Source organism: Longimicrobium sp. (genome assembly GCF_036388275.1).
GTDB lineage: Bacteria > Gemmatimonadota > Gemmatimonadetes > Longimicrobiales > Longimicrobiaceae > Longimicrobium.
The window spans coordinates 18,572-36,387 of the sequence record NZ_DASVSF010000017.1 but is presented as its reverse complement, the minus strand read 5'-3'; the positions used below and the strand labels follow the sequence as shown (position 1 = coordinate 36,387).

The window sequence follows — 17,816 nt, the reverse complement described above, 5'->3', positions numbered from 1 at the left end:
GAACACGCTGGCGCTGCGCGTGGATCTCGCGGGCTCGCCCACCGTGGCGGAACTGCTGGCGCACGTACGGGAGCGGGCGCTGGGCGCGCAGCAGAACCAGGACATCCCCTTCGAGCAGGTGGTGGAGGTGGTGCAGCCGGTGCGCAGCCTGGCGCACGAGCCACTCGTCCAGGTGATGCTCGGGTGGCAGAACACGTCGGATGGCCGGGTCGAACTCCCCGGCCTCAGACTGGGCGGCGTGGGATCGGCGGGACCGGCGGGATCGGCCTCGGGCTCGGCGTCGGAAGCGGCGGCGAGGTTCGACCTGTCGCTGGACTTGTCGGAGCAGGGCGGGCGCATCGTGGGAGGCGTGACGTACGCCACCTCGCTCTTCGATCAGGCGACGGTGGAGCGGCACGTCGGCTACCTCCGCCACGTGCTGGAGGCGATGGTGGCGGACGAGCGGCAGCCGGTGGATCGGCTGGCGCTGCTGCCTGAACACGAGCGCCGGCAGGTGGTGGAGGAGTGGAACCGTACGGCGGCGGAGTACCCGGCCGAGTCGTGCATCCACGAGATCTTCCAGGCGCAGGCGGAGCGCACGCCCAACGCGGAGGCGGTGGTCTTCGAGGATCACTCGCTCACCTACGCGGAGCTGAACGCACGGGCGAACCGGCTGGCGCACCACCTCCGCTCGCTGGGCGTGGGTCCCGACGCACGGGTGGCGGTCTGCGTTGAGCGGAGCGCGGAGATGGTCGTCGCGCTGCTGGCCGTGATGAAGGCGGGCGGGGCATACGTGCCGCTGGACCCGGGCCACCCGGCCGAACGGCTGGAGTACATGCTGGCGGACAGCGCGCCCGCGGCGGTGCTCACGCAGAAGCACTTCCGGGATCGGTTCGAGAACACGGGCGTGCCGGTGCTGGAGATCGGCGCCGGCAGGCCGGAGTGGGCCGACCAGCCCGCGACGGACCCGGCGATGGAGGGACTGACGCCGGCGCACCTGGCGTACGTGATCTACACCTCCGGAAGCACCGGCCGCCCCAAGGGAGTCGCCGTTCCGCATCGCGGCGTGGTCAACCTTCTCCGCTCGATGCGCGAAACCGTGGGGATGGAGCCGGCGGATCGCCTGCTGGCGGTGACCACGTACGCCTTCGACATCTCCGTGCTGGAGATGTTCCTTCCCCTTCTGCACGGCGCGGCGACCATCGTGCTGCCGCGGGAGCGGGCCGCCGACCCGGCGGCGCTGGCGGAGGCGATCCGGGCGTACGCGCCCACGGTGATGCAGGCGACGCCCGCCACCTGGCGGATGCTGGTGAGCGCGCAGTGGGAAGGCGCGCCGGAGATGCGCGCGCTCTGCGGTGGCGAAGCGCTTCCGGCGGATCTCGCGTCGGCCCTGCGGAGCCGTGTCGGTGGGCTCTGGAACGTGTACGGGCCCACTGAGACGACCATCTGGTCGACGTCCCAGCCGGTCCGTGGCGATTTAGTCGGCGGGCAGGTGCCGATCGGGCGGCCGGTGGCGAACACGCGCGTCTACGTGCTGGACGCGGTGGGCGAGCCGGTGCCGGTGGGAGTGGCGGGCGAGCTGTACATCGGGGGCGCGGGAGTCGTCCGCGGCTACCTGGGGCGCCCGGAGCAGACGGCGGAGCGTTTTGTCGCCGATCCCTTCGGCGGAGAGCCGGGGAGCCGGCTGTACCGTACGGGCGACCTGGCGCGGTGGCGGCCGGACGGAACGATGGAGTTCCTGGGCCGCACCGACTTCCAGGTGAAGGTGCGCGGCTTCCGCATAGAGTTGGGCGAGATCGAGGCGCGGCTGGCCGAGCACGCTGACGTGCGTGAGGCAGCGGTGATGGCGCGCGAGGACGTGCCGGGTGACGTGCGGCTGGTGGCGTATGTGGTGGGCGACGCGGACGCGGAGGAGCTGCGGGCGCACCTCTCCACCGTGCTCCCGGAGTACATGATCCCCGCCGCGTACGTGCGGCTGGACGCGCTGCCGCTCACGCCGAATGGCAAGCTGGACCGCAAGGCGCTGCCGGCCCCGGAGGGAGACGCGTATGCGTCGCGGGAGTACGAGGCGCCGGTGGGGAAGATCGAGGTGGCTCTCGCGGAGATCTGGACGGACCTGCTGAAAGTGGAGCAGGTGAGCCGGTGGGACCACTTCTTCGAGTTGGGCGGACACTCCCTGCTGGCGTTGCAGGTGGTCTCGCGGGTGCGGCAGGAGATGGACCTGGAGCTCGAACTGGCCGCCGTGTTCGAAAAGCCCGTGCTCGCGGGGCTCGCCGAACGGATCCTGGAGCTGCGGCTCGCCCGGTTCGATCCCGAAACCCTTGCACGGCTCGCGCAGCTCGTTCGCGAGCCCGGCTGAGAACGTTCGCCCGGCTCGGCCGGCCCTGTCCGCTCAGCCATTCGGGAGGTGCGACGCAACCTCGCTCGCACCCCCGCAACCCAGGCAGTTGTCCGTGAACATGCTGAACCCTTCGACCGCTGGGCGCGTGGCGCTCCCCCAGGCCATCGCCCCGATGCAGGCCGCGGCGGAGTACTGGCAGACGACGCTCTCCGATGCTCCCGGGCTGCTGGAGCTGCCCACCGACCATGCGCGTTCGGCGCGGCAGGACTCCGCGGGCGCCAGCATAGAGGTGGAGCTGGACGAGGAGCTGAGCGCGGGGCTCGAAGCATTGTCGCAGCGGCATGGGGCCACGCTCTCCATGACGCTCCTGGCCGGGTGGGCGGTGGTGCTGAGCCGGCTTTCGGGGCAGGCGGAGGTGGTGATCGGTACGCAGGCGGCGGGCCGCGGGCGCGGGGAAAGCGACGGGCGGATCGGCTTCGCCGCCAACCCCCTGCCGATCCGCGCCGACCTCTCCGGCGCGCCCACCGTCGCGGAGCTGCTGCAGCGGGTGAAGGAGCGGGTGCTCGGGGCGCAGCACCACCAGGACGTCCCCTTCGAGCAGGTGGTGGAGCTCGTCCAACCGGCGCGCGGCCCGTCGCACCACCCGCTCTTCCAGGCGACGTTCGTGTGGCGGAACACGCCTGCGGGAGACGGGCTGTCGCTTCCCGCGGCAGAAGGGGGCGGCGGCCTCGCCGGTGACGTGGAGGGTGCGAGCCCGGAATCCCCGCACGTATCGGCGAAGTTCGACCTCTCCCTCGTGCTGGGCGAAAGCGAGGGGCGGATCGCCGGCAGCATGACGTATGCGACGGCGCTCTTCGAACGGGCGACGGTGGAGCGCTGGGTCGGCTACCTGCGGCGGGTGCTGGAAGGGATGGTGGCGGACGAGCGGGGGAGCGTGGAGCGGCTGGAACTGCTCTCCGCGGCCGAGCGGCGCCGGGTGGTGGAGGAGTGGAACGCCACCGACGCCGCGTTCGCCGATGGCGCGTGCGTCCACGAGCTCTTCGAAGCCCAGGCGGCGCGCGCGCCCACTGCGGTGGCGGTCGCCTGGGAAGACGAGACGCTGAGCTACGGCGCGTTGAACGAGCGGGCGAACCGGCTGGCGCACCACCTGGCCGGACTCGGCGTCGGGCCCGAGGTGCGGGTGGGGATCTGCCTGGAGCGGGGGACGGAGATGGTCGTCTCCGTCCTGGCCGTGCTGAAGGCGGGCGGCGCGTACGTTCCGCTGGACCCTGCCTATCCCGCGGAGCGGCTGGCGTTCGTGCTGGCCGACGCAGCCGTGCCCGTGCTGGTGACGCAGGAGTCGCTGCGCGCGGGCCTCCCCGCCGGCGACGGTGTCGCGGTGGTGAGCGTGGACGGGGACGGGGCGCGGATCGCGGCGGAGTCCGCGGAGAACCTGAAGAGCGTCGTCTCGCCCGACCACCTGGCGTACGTGATCTACACCTCCGGGAGCACCGGGACGCCCAAGGGGGTGATGGTGCCGCACCGGGGCGTTCCCAACCTGGCGTACGCGCAGGCCCGCCGCTTCGGCATCGACGGGACCAGCCGCGTGCTGCAGTTCGCCTCGTTCTCCTTCGACGCGGCGGTGTCGGAGGTGTTCGACACGCTGCTGGCCGGGGCCACGCTGGTGATGGCACCGCGCGAGGCGCTCATCCCCGGTGCGGAGCTGCTGGAGACGCTGCGGCGCGGGCGGGTCACGGTGACCACCCTGCCGCCGTCGGTGCTGGCCATCCTTGCGCCGGACGACCTGCCGGAGCTGCGCACGGTGGTGAGCGCGGGGGAGGCGGTGGACGCCGCGACGGTGGAGCGGTGGAGCGGAGGCCGTGCCTTCGTGAACGCCTATGGGCCGACGGAGACCACGGTCTGCGCAGCTTCCGCCCATTGCGAGGCGGACGGGCGTGCGCCGGCGATCGGCCGGCCGCTGGAGAACGTGCGGGTGTACGTGCTGAACGCGGCCGGTGGGCCGGCGCCGGTCGGCGTCCCCGGCGAGCTGTACGTGGGGGGCGTGGGGGTGGCGCGTGGCTACCTGGGCCGGCCGGGGCTCACGGCGGAGAAGTTCGTCCCGGATCCGTTCTCCGTGGAAGGCGGTGCCCGGCTGTACCGCACGGGCGACCGGGTGCGGTGGTCGGCCGGGGGCGAGCTGGAGTTCGTGGGGCGGGTGGACGCGCAGATCAAGGTGCGCGGCTTCCGCATCGAGCCGGGTGAGATCGAGGCGCGGCTCGTGGAGCACGCCGGCGTCCGGGAGGCGGTGGTGCTGGTTCGCGAGGACGCGCCGGGCGAGAAGCGGCTGGTGGCGTACCTTGCGGGCGACGAGACGGCCGGAGCGGAGGTGCTGCGGGCGCATCTCTCGGAACGCCTCCCCGAATACATGGTCCCGGCGGCGTACGTGCGCCTGGACGCGCTTCCGCTCACGCCGAACGGCAAGGTGGACCGCAGGGCGCTCCCCGCGCTCGGGGGCGATGCGTTCTCCGCGCGTGGGTACGAGGCGCCGGTGGGCGAGGCGGAGGAGGCGGTCGCGGCGATCTGGGCGGAGCTGCTGGGGGTGGAGCGCGTGGGCCGGCGCGACCACTTCTTCGAGCGGGGCGGGCACTCGCTGCTCGCGGCGCGCGTCGTCTCGCGCGTCCGGCAGGCGCTGGGGGTGGAGGCCGTGCCGCGCGACCTGTTCGAGCGGCCGGTGCTGGCTGAGTTTGCACGCGGGCTCGAAGCCGCCGGGCGTGCCGAGGCGGCGCCGATCGCGCCGGTGGAGCGCTCCGGCCCGCTCCCGCTCTCGTTCGCGCAGCGGGGGCTGTGGTTCCTGGAGCAGCTGGGGAACCTGGGCAGCACCTACCACATTCCCACGGGGCTGCGGCTGCGGGGCGAGCTGGACCGCGGCGCGCTGGCGCGGGCGCTGGACCGCATCGTCGCGCGGCACGAGGCGCTGCGCACCACCTTCGTGGCCGCGGACGGCGAGCCGGTCCAGCGCATCACGCCCGCGGAGGAGAGCGCGTTCGGGCTGGTGGAGCACGACCTCAGTGCCCTGGCGGACGCGGAGGACGAGCTGCGGCGCCTGGCGGCTGACGAGGCGGGCGCGCCCTTCGACCTGGCACGCGGGCCGCTGGTCCGCGGGCGGCTGGTGCGCATGGCGGCGGACGATCACGTGCTGCTGCTGACGATGCACCACATCGTCTCCGACGGCTGGTCGATGGGCGTGCTGCACCGCGAGCTGGGCGCGCTGTACGCCGCCTTCGCGCGCGGCGAGCCCGATCCGCTCCCGCCGCTGCCGGTGCAGTACGCCGACTACGCCGCGTGGCACCGCCGCTGGGTAGAGGGCGAGGTCCTGCGGCGGCAGGCGGACTACTGGCGCGGGACGCTCGCGGGTGCCCCCGACCTGCTGGAGCTTCCGGCCGACCATCCCCGCCCGGCGCGGCAGGATTTCGCCGGCGCGACGCTGAACGTGGAGCTGGACGAAGCGCTGACCGCGGCGCTCAAGGCGCAGGGGCAGCGGCACGGCACCACCCTGTACATGACGCTGCTGGCCGGATGGGCCGCCGTGCTCGCCCGGCTCTCGGGGCAGGACGAGGTGGTGATCGGCACACCATCCGCGAATCGTGGCCGGGCCGAGGTGGAGGAGCTGATCGGCTTCTTCGTCAACACGCTGCCCGTCCGGATCGACCTGTCGGATGGACCGCGCGTGGGGGAGCTGCTCGATCGCGTAAAGGCGCGCGCGCTGGAGGCGCAGCAGAACCAGGACATCCCCTTCGAGCAGGTGGTGGAACTGGTGCAGCCGGCGCGCAGTCTGGCGCACAGCCCGCTCTTTCAGGTGATGTTCGCTTGGCAGAACGCACCCGCGAGCCCCCCGGAGCTGCCGGGATTGAGCCTGGCCCCCGCGGACGCCGCGCCGCGCGTCACCGCCATGTTCGACCTGCTGCTGTCGCTGTCGGAGGACGACGGCCGGATCACCGGTGAGGTGGAGTACGCCACTGCCCTGTTCGAGCGGGAAACGGTGGAGCGCTGGCTGGGCTACCTGCGCCGCGTGCTGGAGGCGATGGCCGCGGATGACGGCCTGGGCATCGACCGTCTGCCGATGCTCGCCGAAGCCGAGCGCGCCCTGGTACTGCGGGAGTTCAACGACACGCGGCGGGAGTACCCGCGCGAGGCGTGCGTCCACGAGCTCGTCGAACCCCAGGTGAAGCGCACCCCGGGCGCGGTGGCGGTGATGTTCGAAGGCGAGCGGGTGACGTACGCCGAGCTGAATGCGCGGGCCAACCGGCTGGCCCACCACCTCCGCGGGCTCGGCGTGGGCCCCGACGCGCGGGTGGGGATCTGCGTGGAGCGCAGCGTGGAGATGGTTGTGGGGCTGCTGGGCATCCTCAAGGCCGGCGGCGCCTACGTGCCGCTGGATTCCAGCTATCCCGTGGACCGGCTGCGCTACATGCTCGAGGACAGCGCCCCGGCCGTCCTCCTGACGCACCCGCCGCTGGCTGCCACCGCCGCCGCGCTGTCGGCAGGGTTCGCCATCCCGGTGCTCGATCTTACCGACGCCGCGTGGGCGGCGTACCCGGAAACGAATCCGGAGCGCGAGGGCGTGGGGCCGGGCAACCTGGCGCACGTGCTGTTCACCTCGGGCTCCACCGGGCGCCCCAAGGGGGTGATGCTGGAGCACGGCAGCCTCGTCAACCGGCTGGCGTGGATGCAGGACCGCTACGGGATGGAGGCGCACGAGGCGCTGCTGCAGAAGACGCCGTTCTCGTTCGACGTCTCGTTCTGGGAGTTCTTCTGGCCGCTGATGGTGGGTGCCCGGCTGGTGATGGCGCGCCCAGGCGGCCACCGCGACCCGGCGTACCTGGCGGAGGTCATCCGCCGCGAGGGGATCACCGTGGCGCACTTCGTCCCCTCCATGCTGCAGCTCTTCCTGGAGCACCCGGACGCCGGGCGCTGCACGGGGCTGCTGCGCGTGCCTGTGAGCGGCGAGGCCGTCAGCGCGGCGCTGGTGCGGCAGTTCCACGAGCGGCTTCCCGGCGTGGGGCTGTACAACCAGTACGGGCCGACGGAATCCGGCGAGGTAACCGAGTGGGAGTGCGCCCCCGGCGCGGAGCGCGTTTCCATCGGCCGGGCGATCCACAATTCCACGGTCTACGTGCTGGACCGCACGGGCGAGCCGGTGCCCGTGGGGGTGGCCGGCGAGCTGTTCATCGGCGGCGTGGCGGTGGCGCGCGGGTACCTGGGCCGGCCGCGGCTGACGGCGGAGCGGTTCGTACCCGACCCCTTCGGCGAGCCGGGCGCGCGGATGTACCGCAGCGGCGACCTGTGCCGGTGGCTCCCCGATGGAACGCTGGAGTACCTGGGGCGGACCGACTTCCAGGTGAAGGTGCGGGGCTTCCGGGTGGAGCTGGGCGAGATCGAGGCGCGGCTCGCTGAGCACGCCGGCGTGCGCGAGGCGGTGGTGCTCGCGCTGGACGACGGCTCCGGCGGGAAGCGGCTGGTGGGGTACCTCGTGGGCGAGGCGCTGGAGAGCGAGGCGCTCCGTGCGCACCTGTCCGCGCAGCTGCCGGAGTACATGGTTCCCGCGGCGTTCGTGCGGCTGGACGCGTTTCCGGTTACCCCCAACGGCAAGCTGGACCGCCGCGCGCTTCCCGCTCCCGATGCGGACGCGTTCGCCGCGCGTGCGTACGAGGAGCCCGTGGGCGAGGCGGAAATCGTGCTGGCCGCGACCTGGTCGGAGCTGCTGGGGGTGGAGCGGGTGGGGCGCGGCGACGACTTCTTCGCGCTGGGCGGGCACTCGCTGCTGGCGGTGCGGGTCGTTTCCCGCGTGCGGCAGGCGCTGGGGGTGCAGGCGGAGATCGGCGACCTCTTCGTCCGGCCGGTGCTGGCGGACTTCGCGCGCGGGCTGGCGGCGGCCGCGCGGGCCGAAGCCCCGGCGATCACGCCCATGGACCGGACCGCACCGATCCCCCTCTCGTTCGCCCAGCAGCGGCTGTGGGTCATGGAGCAGCTGGGGGACCTGGGCAGCACGTACCACATCCCCATGCACCTGCGGCTGCGGGGCGAGCTGGACCGCGGTGCGCTGGTGCGGTCGCTGGGCCGCATCGTCGCGCGGCACGAGGCGCTGCGCACCACCTTCCCGGCGGTGGATGGCGAGCCGGTCCAGCACATCGCCCCGGCCGGGGAGAGCGCGTTCCCGCTGGTGGAGCACGACCTCCATGCCTTGGCGGAGGCGGAGGACGAGCTTCGCCGGCTGGTATCGGACGAGGCGGGTGCGCCCTTCGACCTTGCGCGCGGGCCGCTGGTCCGCGGGCGGCTGGTGCGCATGGCGGCGGACGACCACGTGCTGCTGCTGACGATGCACCACATCGTCTCCGACGGCTGGTCGATGGGCGTGCTGCACCGCGAGCTGGGCGCGCTGTACGCCGCCTTCGCGTGCGGCGAGCCCGATCCGCTCCCGCCGCTGCGGGTGCAGTACGCCGACTACGCCGCGTGGCACCGCCGCTGGGTGGAAGGGCCCGCCGTGGAGGCGCAGGCGGAGTACTGGACGCAGACGCTGGCCGGTGCGCCGGAGCTGCTGGAGCTGCCTACGGACCACCCGCGCCCGGCAAAGCAGAACTTCGCCGGCGCGACACTGAACGTGGAGCTGGACGAGGCGCTGACCGCGGCGCTCAAGGCGCTGGGGCAGCGGCACGGCGCCACCCTGTACATGACGCTGCTGGCCGGGTGGGCGGCCGTGCTCGCGCGGCTCTCGGGGCAGGACGAGGTCGTCGTCGGCACACCGACCGCCAACCGCCTGCGGAGCGAGATCGAGGGGCTGATCGGCTTCTTCATCAACACCCTGCCGGTGCGGGTGGACCTTTCCGGCGCGCCGACCGTGGCGGAGGCGCTGGGGCGCGTGAAGGCGCGCGCGCTGGAAGCGCAGCAGAACCAGGACATCCCGTTCGAGAAGGTGGTGGAGCGGGTGCGGCCGGCGCGGAGCCTTGCGCACAGCCCGCTCTTCCAGGTGATGCTCGCGTGGCAGAACGCACCCGCGAGCCCCCTTGAGCTGCCGCGGCTGAGCCTTGCTCCCGCGGACGCCGCGCCGCGCGTAACCGCCAAGTTCGACCTGCTGCTGTCGCTGTCGGAGGAGGACGGCCGGATCACCGGTGAGGTGGAGTACGCCACCGCGCTGTTCGAACAGGCGACGGTGGAGCGCTGGCTGGGCTACCTGCGCCGCGTGCTGGAGGCGATGGCCGCGGACGACGGCCGGGACATCGACCGGCTTCCGATGCTCGCCGAAGCCGAGCGCGCCCTGGTGCTGCGGGAGTGGAACGCGACGGAAGCCGCGTACCCGCGCGAGGCTTGCGTCCACGAGCTCGTCGAAGCCCAGGTGGCGCGCACCCCGGGCGCGGTGGCGGTGGTGTTCGAGGACCAGCACGTGACGTACGCCGAGCTGAACGCGCGGGCCAACCGGCTGGCGCACCACCTCCGCGCGCTCGGCGTGGGGCCGGACGCGCGCGTGGCGATCTGCGTGGAGCGCGGCCCGGAGATGGTCGCCGGCCTGCTGGCCATTCTCAAGGCGGGCGGCGCCTACGTGCCGCTGGACCCGGCGTACCCCGCCGGCCGGCTGCGCACCATGCTGGAGGACAGCGCGCCGGCGGCGCTCGTCACGCAGTCGGCGCTGGCCGGCACGTTCGCGGGGGTGGACGTGCCGGTGGTGGAGCTCGACGCCCCCTCCCCGGCGTGGGCGCGGGGGTCGGAGACGAACCCCGCGTGTGCGGGGCTCACGCCCGGCCACCTGGCGTACGTCATCTACACATCCGGTTCCACGGGACGCCCCAAGGGGGTGATGGTGGAGCACCGCAGCCTGGTCAACCACACCGCGTGGCAGGCCGCGGCGTTCGGCATCGGCGCGGGCGACACGGTGCTGCAGCGCACGTCCGTCTCGTTCGATGCGTCGGTGTGGGAGCTGTGGACGCCGCTGGCCACCGGCGCGCGGATGCTGCTCCTTTCCTCCGCCGCGGCGAAGGACCCGGGCGCCATCGGGCGTGCCGTCGAAGAGGGCGGGGCGACCGTCGCGCAGTTCGTCCCGACCCTTCTCCAGGCGGTCCTCGGCGCCCTTCCGGCAGGCGGCTCGCTCCCCTGCCGGGTCCTCTTCTGCGGAGGCGAGCCGCTTTCGGCCGCGCTGGTGGCGGAGGCGCGCGCGGCGGGCGCGGGCGAGGTGGTGAACCTGTACGGGCCCACCGAGGCGACCATCGATTCGACCTCGCACGTGTGCGGCGTGGACGGCCGTGCACCCGCCATCGGCCGGCCCATCGCCAACGCGCGGACGTACGTCCTGGACGCGCGCGGAGAGCCGGCGCCCGCGGGGGTGGCGGGCGAGCTGTACGTGGGCGGGGCTGGCGTATCGCGCGGCTACCTGGGGCGGCCGGGGCTGACGGCCGAGAAGTTCGTCCCGGATCCGTTCTCCGTGGACGGCGGCGCGCGGATGTACCGCACCGGCGACCTGGGCCGCTGGCGGGTGGACGGTACGCTGGAGTTCCTGGGGCGCACCGACTTCCAGGTGAAGGTCCGCGGCTTCCGCATCGAGCCGGGCGAGATCGAGGCGGCGCTCCAGGGCCACGATGCGGTGCGCGACGCGCTCGTCCTGGCGCGCGAGGACGCGCCGGGCGACCGGCGGCTGGCCGCGTACTACCTGGCGGACGAGCCGGTCGCCGTGGACGCGCTGAAGTCGTATCTCGCGAACCGGCTGCCGGCGTACATGGTGCCGGCGGCGTACGTGTGGATGGAGGCGTATCCGCTCACGCCGAATGGCAAGGTAGACCGCAAGGCGCTCCCCGCGCCGGAGGGCGATGCGTTCTCCGCGCGTGGGTACGAGGCGCCGGTGGGCGAGGCGGAGGAGGCGGTCGCGGCGATCTGGGCGGAGCTGCTGGGCGCGGAGCGCGTGGGCCGGCGCGACCACTTCTTCGAGCGGGGCGGGCACTCGCTGCTCGCGGCGCGCGTCGTCTCGCGCGTCCGGCAGGCGCTGGGGGTGGAGGCCGTGCCGCGCGACCTGTTCGAGCGGCCCGTACTGGCGGAGTTTGCACGCGGGCTCGAAGCCGCCGCGCGTGCCGATGCGGCGCCGATCGCGCCGGTGGAGCGCTCCGGCCCGCTCCCGCTCTCGTTCGCGCAGCGGGGGCTGTGGTTCCTGGAGCAGCTGGGGAACCTGGGCAGCACCTATCACATTCCCACGGGGCTGCGGCTGCGGGGCGAGCTGGACCGCGGCGCGCTGGTGCGGGCGCTGGATCGCATCGTCGCGCGGCACGAGGCGCTGCGCACCACCTTCGCGGCGGTGGACGGCGAGCCGGTCCAGCGCATCGCCCCGGTCGAGGAGAGCGCGTTCGGGCTGGTGGAGCACGATCTCCATGCCCTGGCGGACGCGGAGGACGAGCTTCGCCGCCTGGTATCGGACGAGGCGGGCGCGCCCTTCGACCTGGCGCGCGGGCCGCTGGTCCGCGGGCGGCTGGTGCGCATGGCGTCGGACGACCACGTGCTGCTGCTGACGATGCACCACATCGTCTCCGACGGCTGGTCGATGGGCGTGCTGCACCGCGAGCTGGGCGCGCTGTACGCCGCCTTCGCGTGCGGCGAGCCCGATCCGCTCCCGCCGCTGCCGGTGCAGTACGCCGACTACGTGGCGTGGCACCGCCGCTGGGTAGAGGGCGAGGTCCTGCGGCGGCAGGCGGACTACTGGCGCGAGACGCTCGCGGGTGCCCCCGACCTGCTGGAGCTTCCGGCCGACCATCCACGCCCGGCGCGGCAGGATTTCGCGGGCGCGACGCTGAACGTGGAGCTGGACGAGGCGCTCACCGGGGCGCTCAAGGCGCTGGGGCAGCGGCACGGCACCACCCTGTACATGACGCTGCTCGCCGGATGGGCGGCCGTGCTCGCCCGCCTCTCGGGACAGGACGAGGTCGTCGTCGGCACACCCAGCGCCAACCGCGGACGCAGCGAGATCGAGGGGCTGATCGGCTTCTTCGTGAACACCTTGCCGGTGCGGGTGGACCTTTCCGGCGCGCCGACGGTGTCGGAGGCGCTGGGGCGCGTGAAGGCGCGCGCGCTGGAAGCGCAGCAGAACCAGGACATCCCCTTCGAGCAGGTGGTGGAGCTGGTGCAGCCGGCGCGGAGCCTGGCGCACAGCCCGGTCTTCCAGGTGATGTTCGCCTGGCAGAACGCACCCGCGAGCCCCCCGGAGCTGCCGGGACTGAGCTTGGCCCCCGCGGACGCCGCGCCGCGCGTAACCGCCATGTTCGACCTGCTGCTGTCGCTGTCGGAGGACGACGGCCGGATCACCGGAGAGGTGGAGTACGCCACTGCCCTGTTCGAGCGGGAAGCGGTGGAGCGCTGGCTGGGCTACCTGCGCCGGATGCTGGAGGCGATGGCCGCGGACGACGGCCTGGGCGTCGACCGTCTGCCGATGCTCGCCGAAGCCGAGCGTGACCTGGTGCTGCGGGAGTTCAACGACACGCGGCGGGAGTACCCGCGCGAAACCTGCGTCCACGAGCTCGTCGAAGCCCAGGTGAAGCGCACGCCGGGCGCGGTGGCGGTGGTGTTCGAGGACCAGCACGTGACGTACGCCGAGCTGAACGCGCGGGCCAACCGGCTGGCCCACCACCTCCGCGCGGTCGGCGTGGGCTCCGGCGCGCGGGTGGGGATCTGCGTGGAGCGCAGCGTGGAGATGGTGGTGGGGCTGCTGGCCATCCTCAAGGCCGGCGGCGCCTACGTGCCGCTGGATTCCAGCTATCCCGTGGACCGGCTGCGCTACATGCTCGAGGACAGCGCCCCGGCCGTCCTCCTGACGCACCCACCGCTGGCCGGCACCGCCGCCGCGCTGTCGGCGGGGTTCGCCATCCCGGTGCTCGATCTTACCGACGCGGCATGGGCGGCGTACCCGGAAACGAATCCGGAGCGCGAGGGCGTGGGGCCGGGCAGCCTGGCGCACGTGCTGTTCACCTCGGGCTCCACCGGGCGCCCCAAGGGGGTGATGCTGGAGCACGGTAGCCTGGTCAACCGGCTGGCGTGGATGCAGGATCGCTACGCGATGACGCCGGACGAGGTGCTGCTGCAGAAGACGCCGTTCTCCTTCGACGTCTCGTTCTGTGAGTTCTTCTGGCCGCTGATGGTGGGCGCCCGGCTGGTGATGGCGCGCCCGGACGGCCACCGCGACCCCGCCTACCTGATCGAGACGATCCGCCGTGAGGGGATCACCCACGCGCACTTCGTCCCCTCGATGCTCCAGCTCTTCCTGGAGCACCCGGACGCGGCGAAGTGCACGGGGCTGCTGCGCGTCCCCGTGAGCGGCGAAGCGGTCTCGGCCGCGCTCGTCCGCCACTTCCACGAGCGGCTCCCGGGCGTGGAGCTCACCAACCAGTACGGGCCGACGGAATCCGGCGAAGTGACCGAGTGGGCGTGCGTCCCCGGCGCGGAGCGCGTTTCCATCGGCCGGGCGATCCACAATTCCACGGTCTACGTCCTGGACCGCACGGGCGAGCCGGTGCCCGTGGGGGTGGCCGGCGAGCTGTTCATCGGCGGCGTGGCGGTGGCGCGCGGGTACCTGGGCCGGCCGCGGCTGACGGCGGAGCGGTTCGTACCCGACCCGTTCGGCGAGCCGGGCGCGCGGATGTACCGCAGCGGCGACCTGTGCCGGTGGCTCCCCGATGGAACGCTGGAGTACCTGGGGCGCACCGACTTCCAGGTGAAGGTGCGGGGCTTTCGGGTGGAGCTGGGCGAGATCGAGGCGCGGCTCGCCGCGCACCCCGGTGTGCGCGAGGCGGTGGTGCTCGCGCTGGACGACGGCTCCGGCGGGAAGCGGCTGGTGGGGTACCTGGTGGGCGAGGCGCTGGAGAGCGAGGCCCTCCGTGCGCACCTGTCCGCGCAGCTGCCGGAGTACATGGTTCCCGCGGCGTTCGTGCGGCTGGACGCGTTTCCGGTTACCCCCAACGGCAAGCTGGACCGCCGCGCGCTCCCCGCTCCCGATGCGGACGCGTTCGCCGCGCGTGCGTACGAGGAGCCCGTGGGCGAGGCGGAAATCGTGCTGGCCGCGACCTGGTCGGAGCTGCTGGGGGTGGAGCGGGTGGGTCGCGGCGACCACTTCTTCGCGCTGGGCGGGCACTCGCTGCTGGCGGTGCGGGTCGTTTCCCGCGTGCGGCAGGTGCTGGGGGTGCAGGCGGAGATCGGCGACCTCTTCGTCCGGCCGGTGCTGGCGGACTTCGCCCGCGGGCTGACGGCGGCCGCGCGGGCAGAGGCGCCGGCGATCACGCCCGTGGACCGGACCGGGCCGATCCCCCTCTCGTTCTCCCAGCAGCGGCTGTGGGTCATGGAGCAGCTGGGGGAGCTGGGCAGCACCTACCACATCGCCTCTCGCCTGCGGTTGAAGGGCGAGCTGGACCGGGGCGCGCTCGCGCGCGCGCTGGACGGGATCGTCGCGCGCCACGAGGTGCTGCGTACCACGTTCGCGGAGGTGGACGGCGTCCCCGAGCAGCGGATCGCGCCGGCGGAGGCGAACGGGTTCACCCTGGCCGAACACGACCTGGGCGGGGCGGCCGGCGCGGAGGCGGAGCTTCAACGGGTGCTGTCCGAGGAGGCGCGTGCGCCCTTCGACCTCGAGCGCGGGCCGCTCATCCGCGGGTGCCTCATCCGGCTGGCCGCCGACGATCACCTGCTGCTCGTCACGATGCACCACATCGTCAGCGACGGCTGGTCGATGGGGGTGCTCTTCGCCGAGCTCGGCGCGCTCTACGCCGCCCACGTACAGGGCAGGGAGGCGAACCTTCCCGCGCTGCCGGTGCAGTACGCGGACTACGCGGCCTGGGAGCGGGAGTGGATCGGGGGCGAGCTGCTGGAGCGGCAGGCGAGCTACTGGGAGCGCACGCTGGCGGGTGCCCCCGAGCTGCTGGAGCTGCCCACCGACCGCGCGCGGCCGCGGAAGCAGGACTTCGCCGGCGGCTGGGTGAACGTGGAGCTGCACGAGGAGCTTGCCGCGGCGCTGAAGGCGCTCTCGCGGCGGCACGGCGCGACGCTGTTCATGACGCTGCTCGCCGGCTGGGCCGCGGTGCTCGCCCGGCTCTCGGGCCAGGACGACGTGGTGATCGGCACCCCGTCGGCGAACCGGGGGCGGCGAGAGGTCGAGGAGCTGATCGGCTTCTTCGTGAACACGCTCCCCCTTCGCGTGGACCTTTCGGACGGGCCGACGGTGGGGGAACTGCTCCAGCGGGTGAAGACGCGCGCGCTGGAGGGGCAGCGGAACCAGGACATCCCCTTCGAGCAGGTGGTGGAGCGCGTTCGCCCCACGCGCAGCCTGGCGCACACCCCGCTGTTCCAGGTGATGTTTGCCTGGCAGAACGCGCCGGGGGACGGCCTGGAGCTGCCGGGCCTCGTCCTGGCCCCCGCGGATGCCGCGCCGCACGTAACCGCCAAGTTCGACCTGCTGCTGTCGCTGTGGGAGGAGGGCGGCCGCATCGCGGGCGGCGTGGAGTACGCCACGTCGATCTTCGAACGGGCGACGGTGGAGCGGTACGCCGGCTACCTGCGCCGCGTGCTGGAAGAGATGGCCGAGGACGACGCGAAGCCGGTGGGCCGGCTGGAGCTGCTCGGCGAGGCGGAGCGCGCCCGCCTGCTCGCGATGGGCGAAGGCGCCGCGCCCGAGTTCCCCCGCGCCACGGTGGATGCGCTCTTCGCGCAGGCCGCCGCCGCCGCGCCCGGGGCCGTGGCGCTGGCGTGGGACGGCGGGCGGATGACGTACGCGGAGCTGGACGGCCGCGCCAACCGCCTTGCCCACCACCTGCGCCGTGCGGGCGTGGCCGCGGGGACGCGCGTGGGCGTGTTCCTGGAGCGCGGACCGGAGATGGTCGTCGCCACGCTGGCCGCGCTGAAGGCGGGTGGCGCGTACGTGCCGCTGGACCCGGCGTACCCGGCGGAGCGGCTGGCCTTCATGCTGGCCGACACCGCCGCGCCGGTGCTGGTGACGGAGTCGTCGCTGGCGGACCGCCTGCCGCCCCACGCCGCGCGCATCGTGCGGGTAGACGCGGACGCGGGGGCGATCGCCGCGGAGCCGGCGGACGCGCCGGCGGCGGGGACGAACCCGGAAGCGGCGGCGTACGTGATGTACACCTCCGGCTCCACGGGCCGGCCCAAGGGCGTGGAGGTGCCGCACCGGGCCATCGTGCGCCTGGTGCGCGGGCAGGACTACGTTGCCATCGACCCCTCCGACGTGTTCCTGCAGCTGGCGCCCGCCTCGTTCGACGCGGCCACGCTGGAGCTGTGGGGGCCGCTGCTGAACGGCGCCCGCCTGGCCATCCATCCCGCCGGGCAGCCCTCGGTGGAAAGCATCGGGCGGGCGCTGGCGGAGCACGGCGTCACCGTCCTCTGGCTGACGGCGGGTCTCTTTCACCTGGTGGTGGAGGAGGGCATCGAGATCCTGCGCGGCGTGCGCCAGCTCCTCGCCGGCGGCGACGTGCTTTCCGTCCCGCACGTGCGCCGCGTGCTGGAGGAGCTCCCCGGGACGGCGCTCATCAACGGCTACGGGCCCACGGAAAACACCACCTTCACCTGCTGCCACCGCATCGCCGGGGCGCCGCGGGACGGCGCCGGCATCCCGGTCGGCCGGCCGATCGCGAACACGTACGTGCGCGTGCTGGACGCGGGGATGCGGCCGGCGCCCGCGGGGGTGCCCGGCGAGCTGTACGCGGGCGGCGCGGGGCTGGCGCTGGGCTACCTGAACCGGCCGGAGCTGACGGCGGAGAAGTTCGTGGCCGACCCGTATCTCCCCGGTGCGCGACTCTACCGCACCGGCGACCGCGTGCGCTGGAGCGAGTCGGGGACGCTGGAGTTCCTGGGGCGCACCGACTTCCAGGTGAAGATCCGCGGCTTCCGGATCGAGCCGGGCGAGATCGAGGCGGCGCTGCTGGAGCACGCCGGTGTACGCGCTCCGGTGGTCCTGGCGCGCGAGGACGCGCCCGGCGAGAAGCGGCTGGTGGCGTACTACCTGGCGGACGAGCCGCTCGCCGTGGAGGCGCTGAAGGCGCACCTCGCCAATCGCCTCCCTGAGCACATGGTGCCGGCGGCGTACGTGTGGATGGAGGCGTATCCGCTCACGCCGAACGGGAAGACCGACCGCGGGGCGCTCCCCGCGCCGGGGAGCGACGCGTTCGCCGCGCGCGGGTACGAGGCGCCCGCCGGCGAGACGGAGGAGGCGCTGGCGGAGATCTGGGCGGAGCTGCTGGGCGTGGAGCGGGTGGGCCGCCACGACGACTTCTTCCAGCTGGGCGGGAACTCCCTGCTGGCCACCCGGCTCGTGCTCCGGATCCGGCGGGAGATGGACGTGGAGCTCCCGGTGAGCGACGTCTTCGAAACGCCCGCGCTTTCCCTGCTGGCCCAGCAGCTCCTCGACGCACAGCTGGCCCAGTTCGATCCGGACCAGATCGAAGAGCTGCTCGCGCTGGCCCGCGCCGCCGACGTGGGATGACCGGCCAGCCGTTTC

2 protein-coding genes are annotated in these 17,816 nt (G+C 73.5%); both read left to right on the top strand.

Features of this window, described 5'->3' with window-relative positions; genetic code table 11:
- Positions 1 to 2,338, top strand: a 2,338-nt coding sequence (locus tag VF632_RS05610) for an amino acid adenylation domain-containing protein (protein ID WP_331021875.1), incomplete at its 5' end; no start/stop codon positions are given.
- Between the two features lie 100 nt (positions 2,339 to 2,438).
- Positions 2,439 to 17,801 (top strand): non-ribosomal peptide synthase/polyketide synthase, encoded by a 15,363-nt coding sequence (locus VF632_RS05605; protein WP_331021877.1) that lies wholly within the window; start codon positions 2,439 to 2,441, stop codon positions 17,799 to 17,801.
- The last annotated feature ends 15 nt before the right edge of the window (positions 17,802 to 17,816 follow it).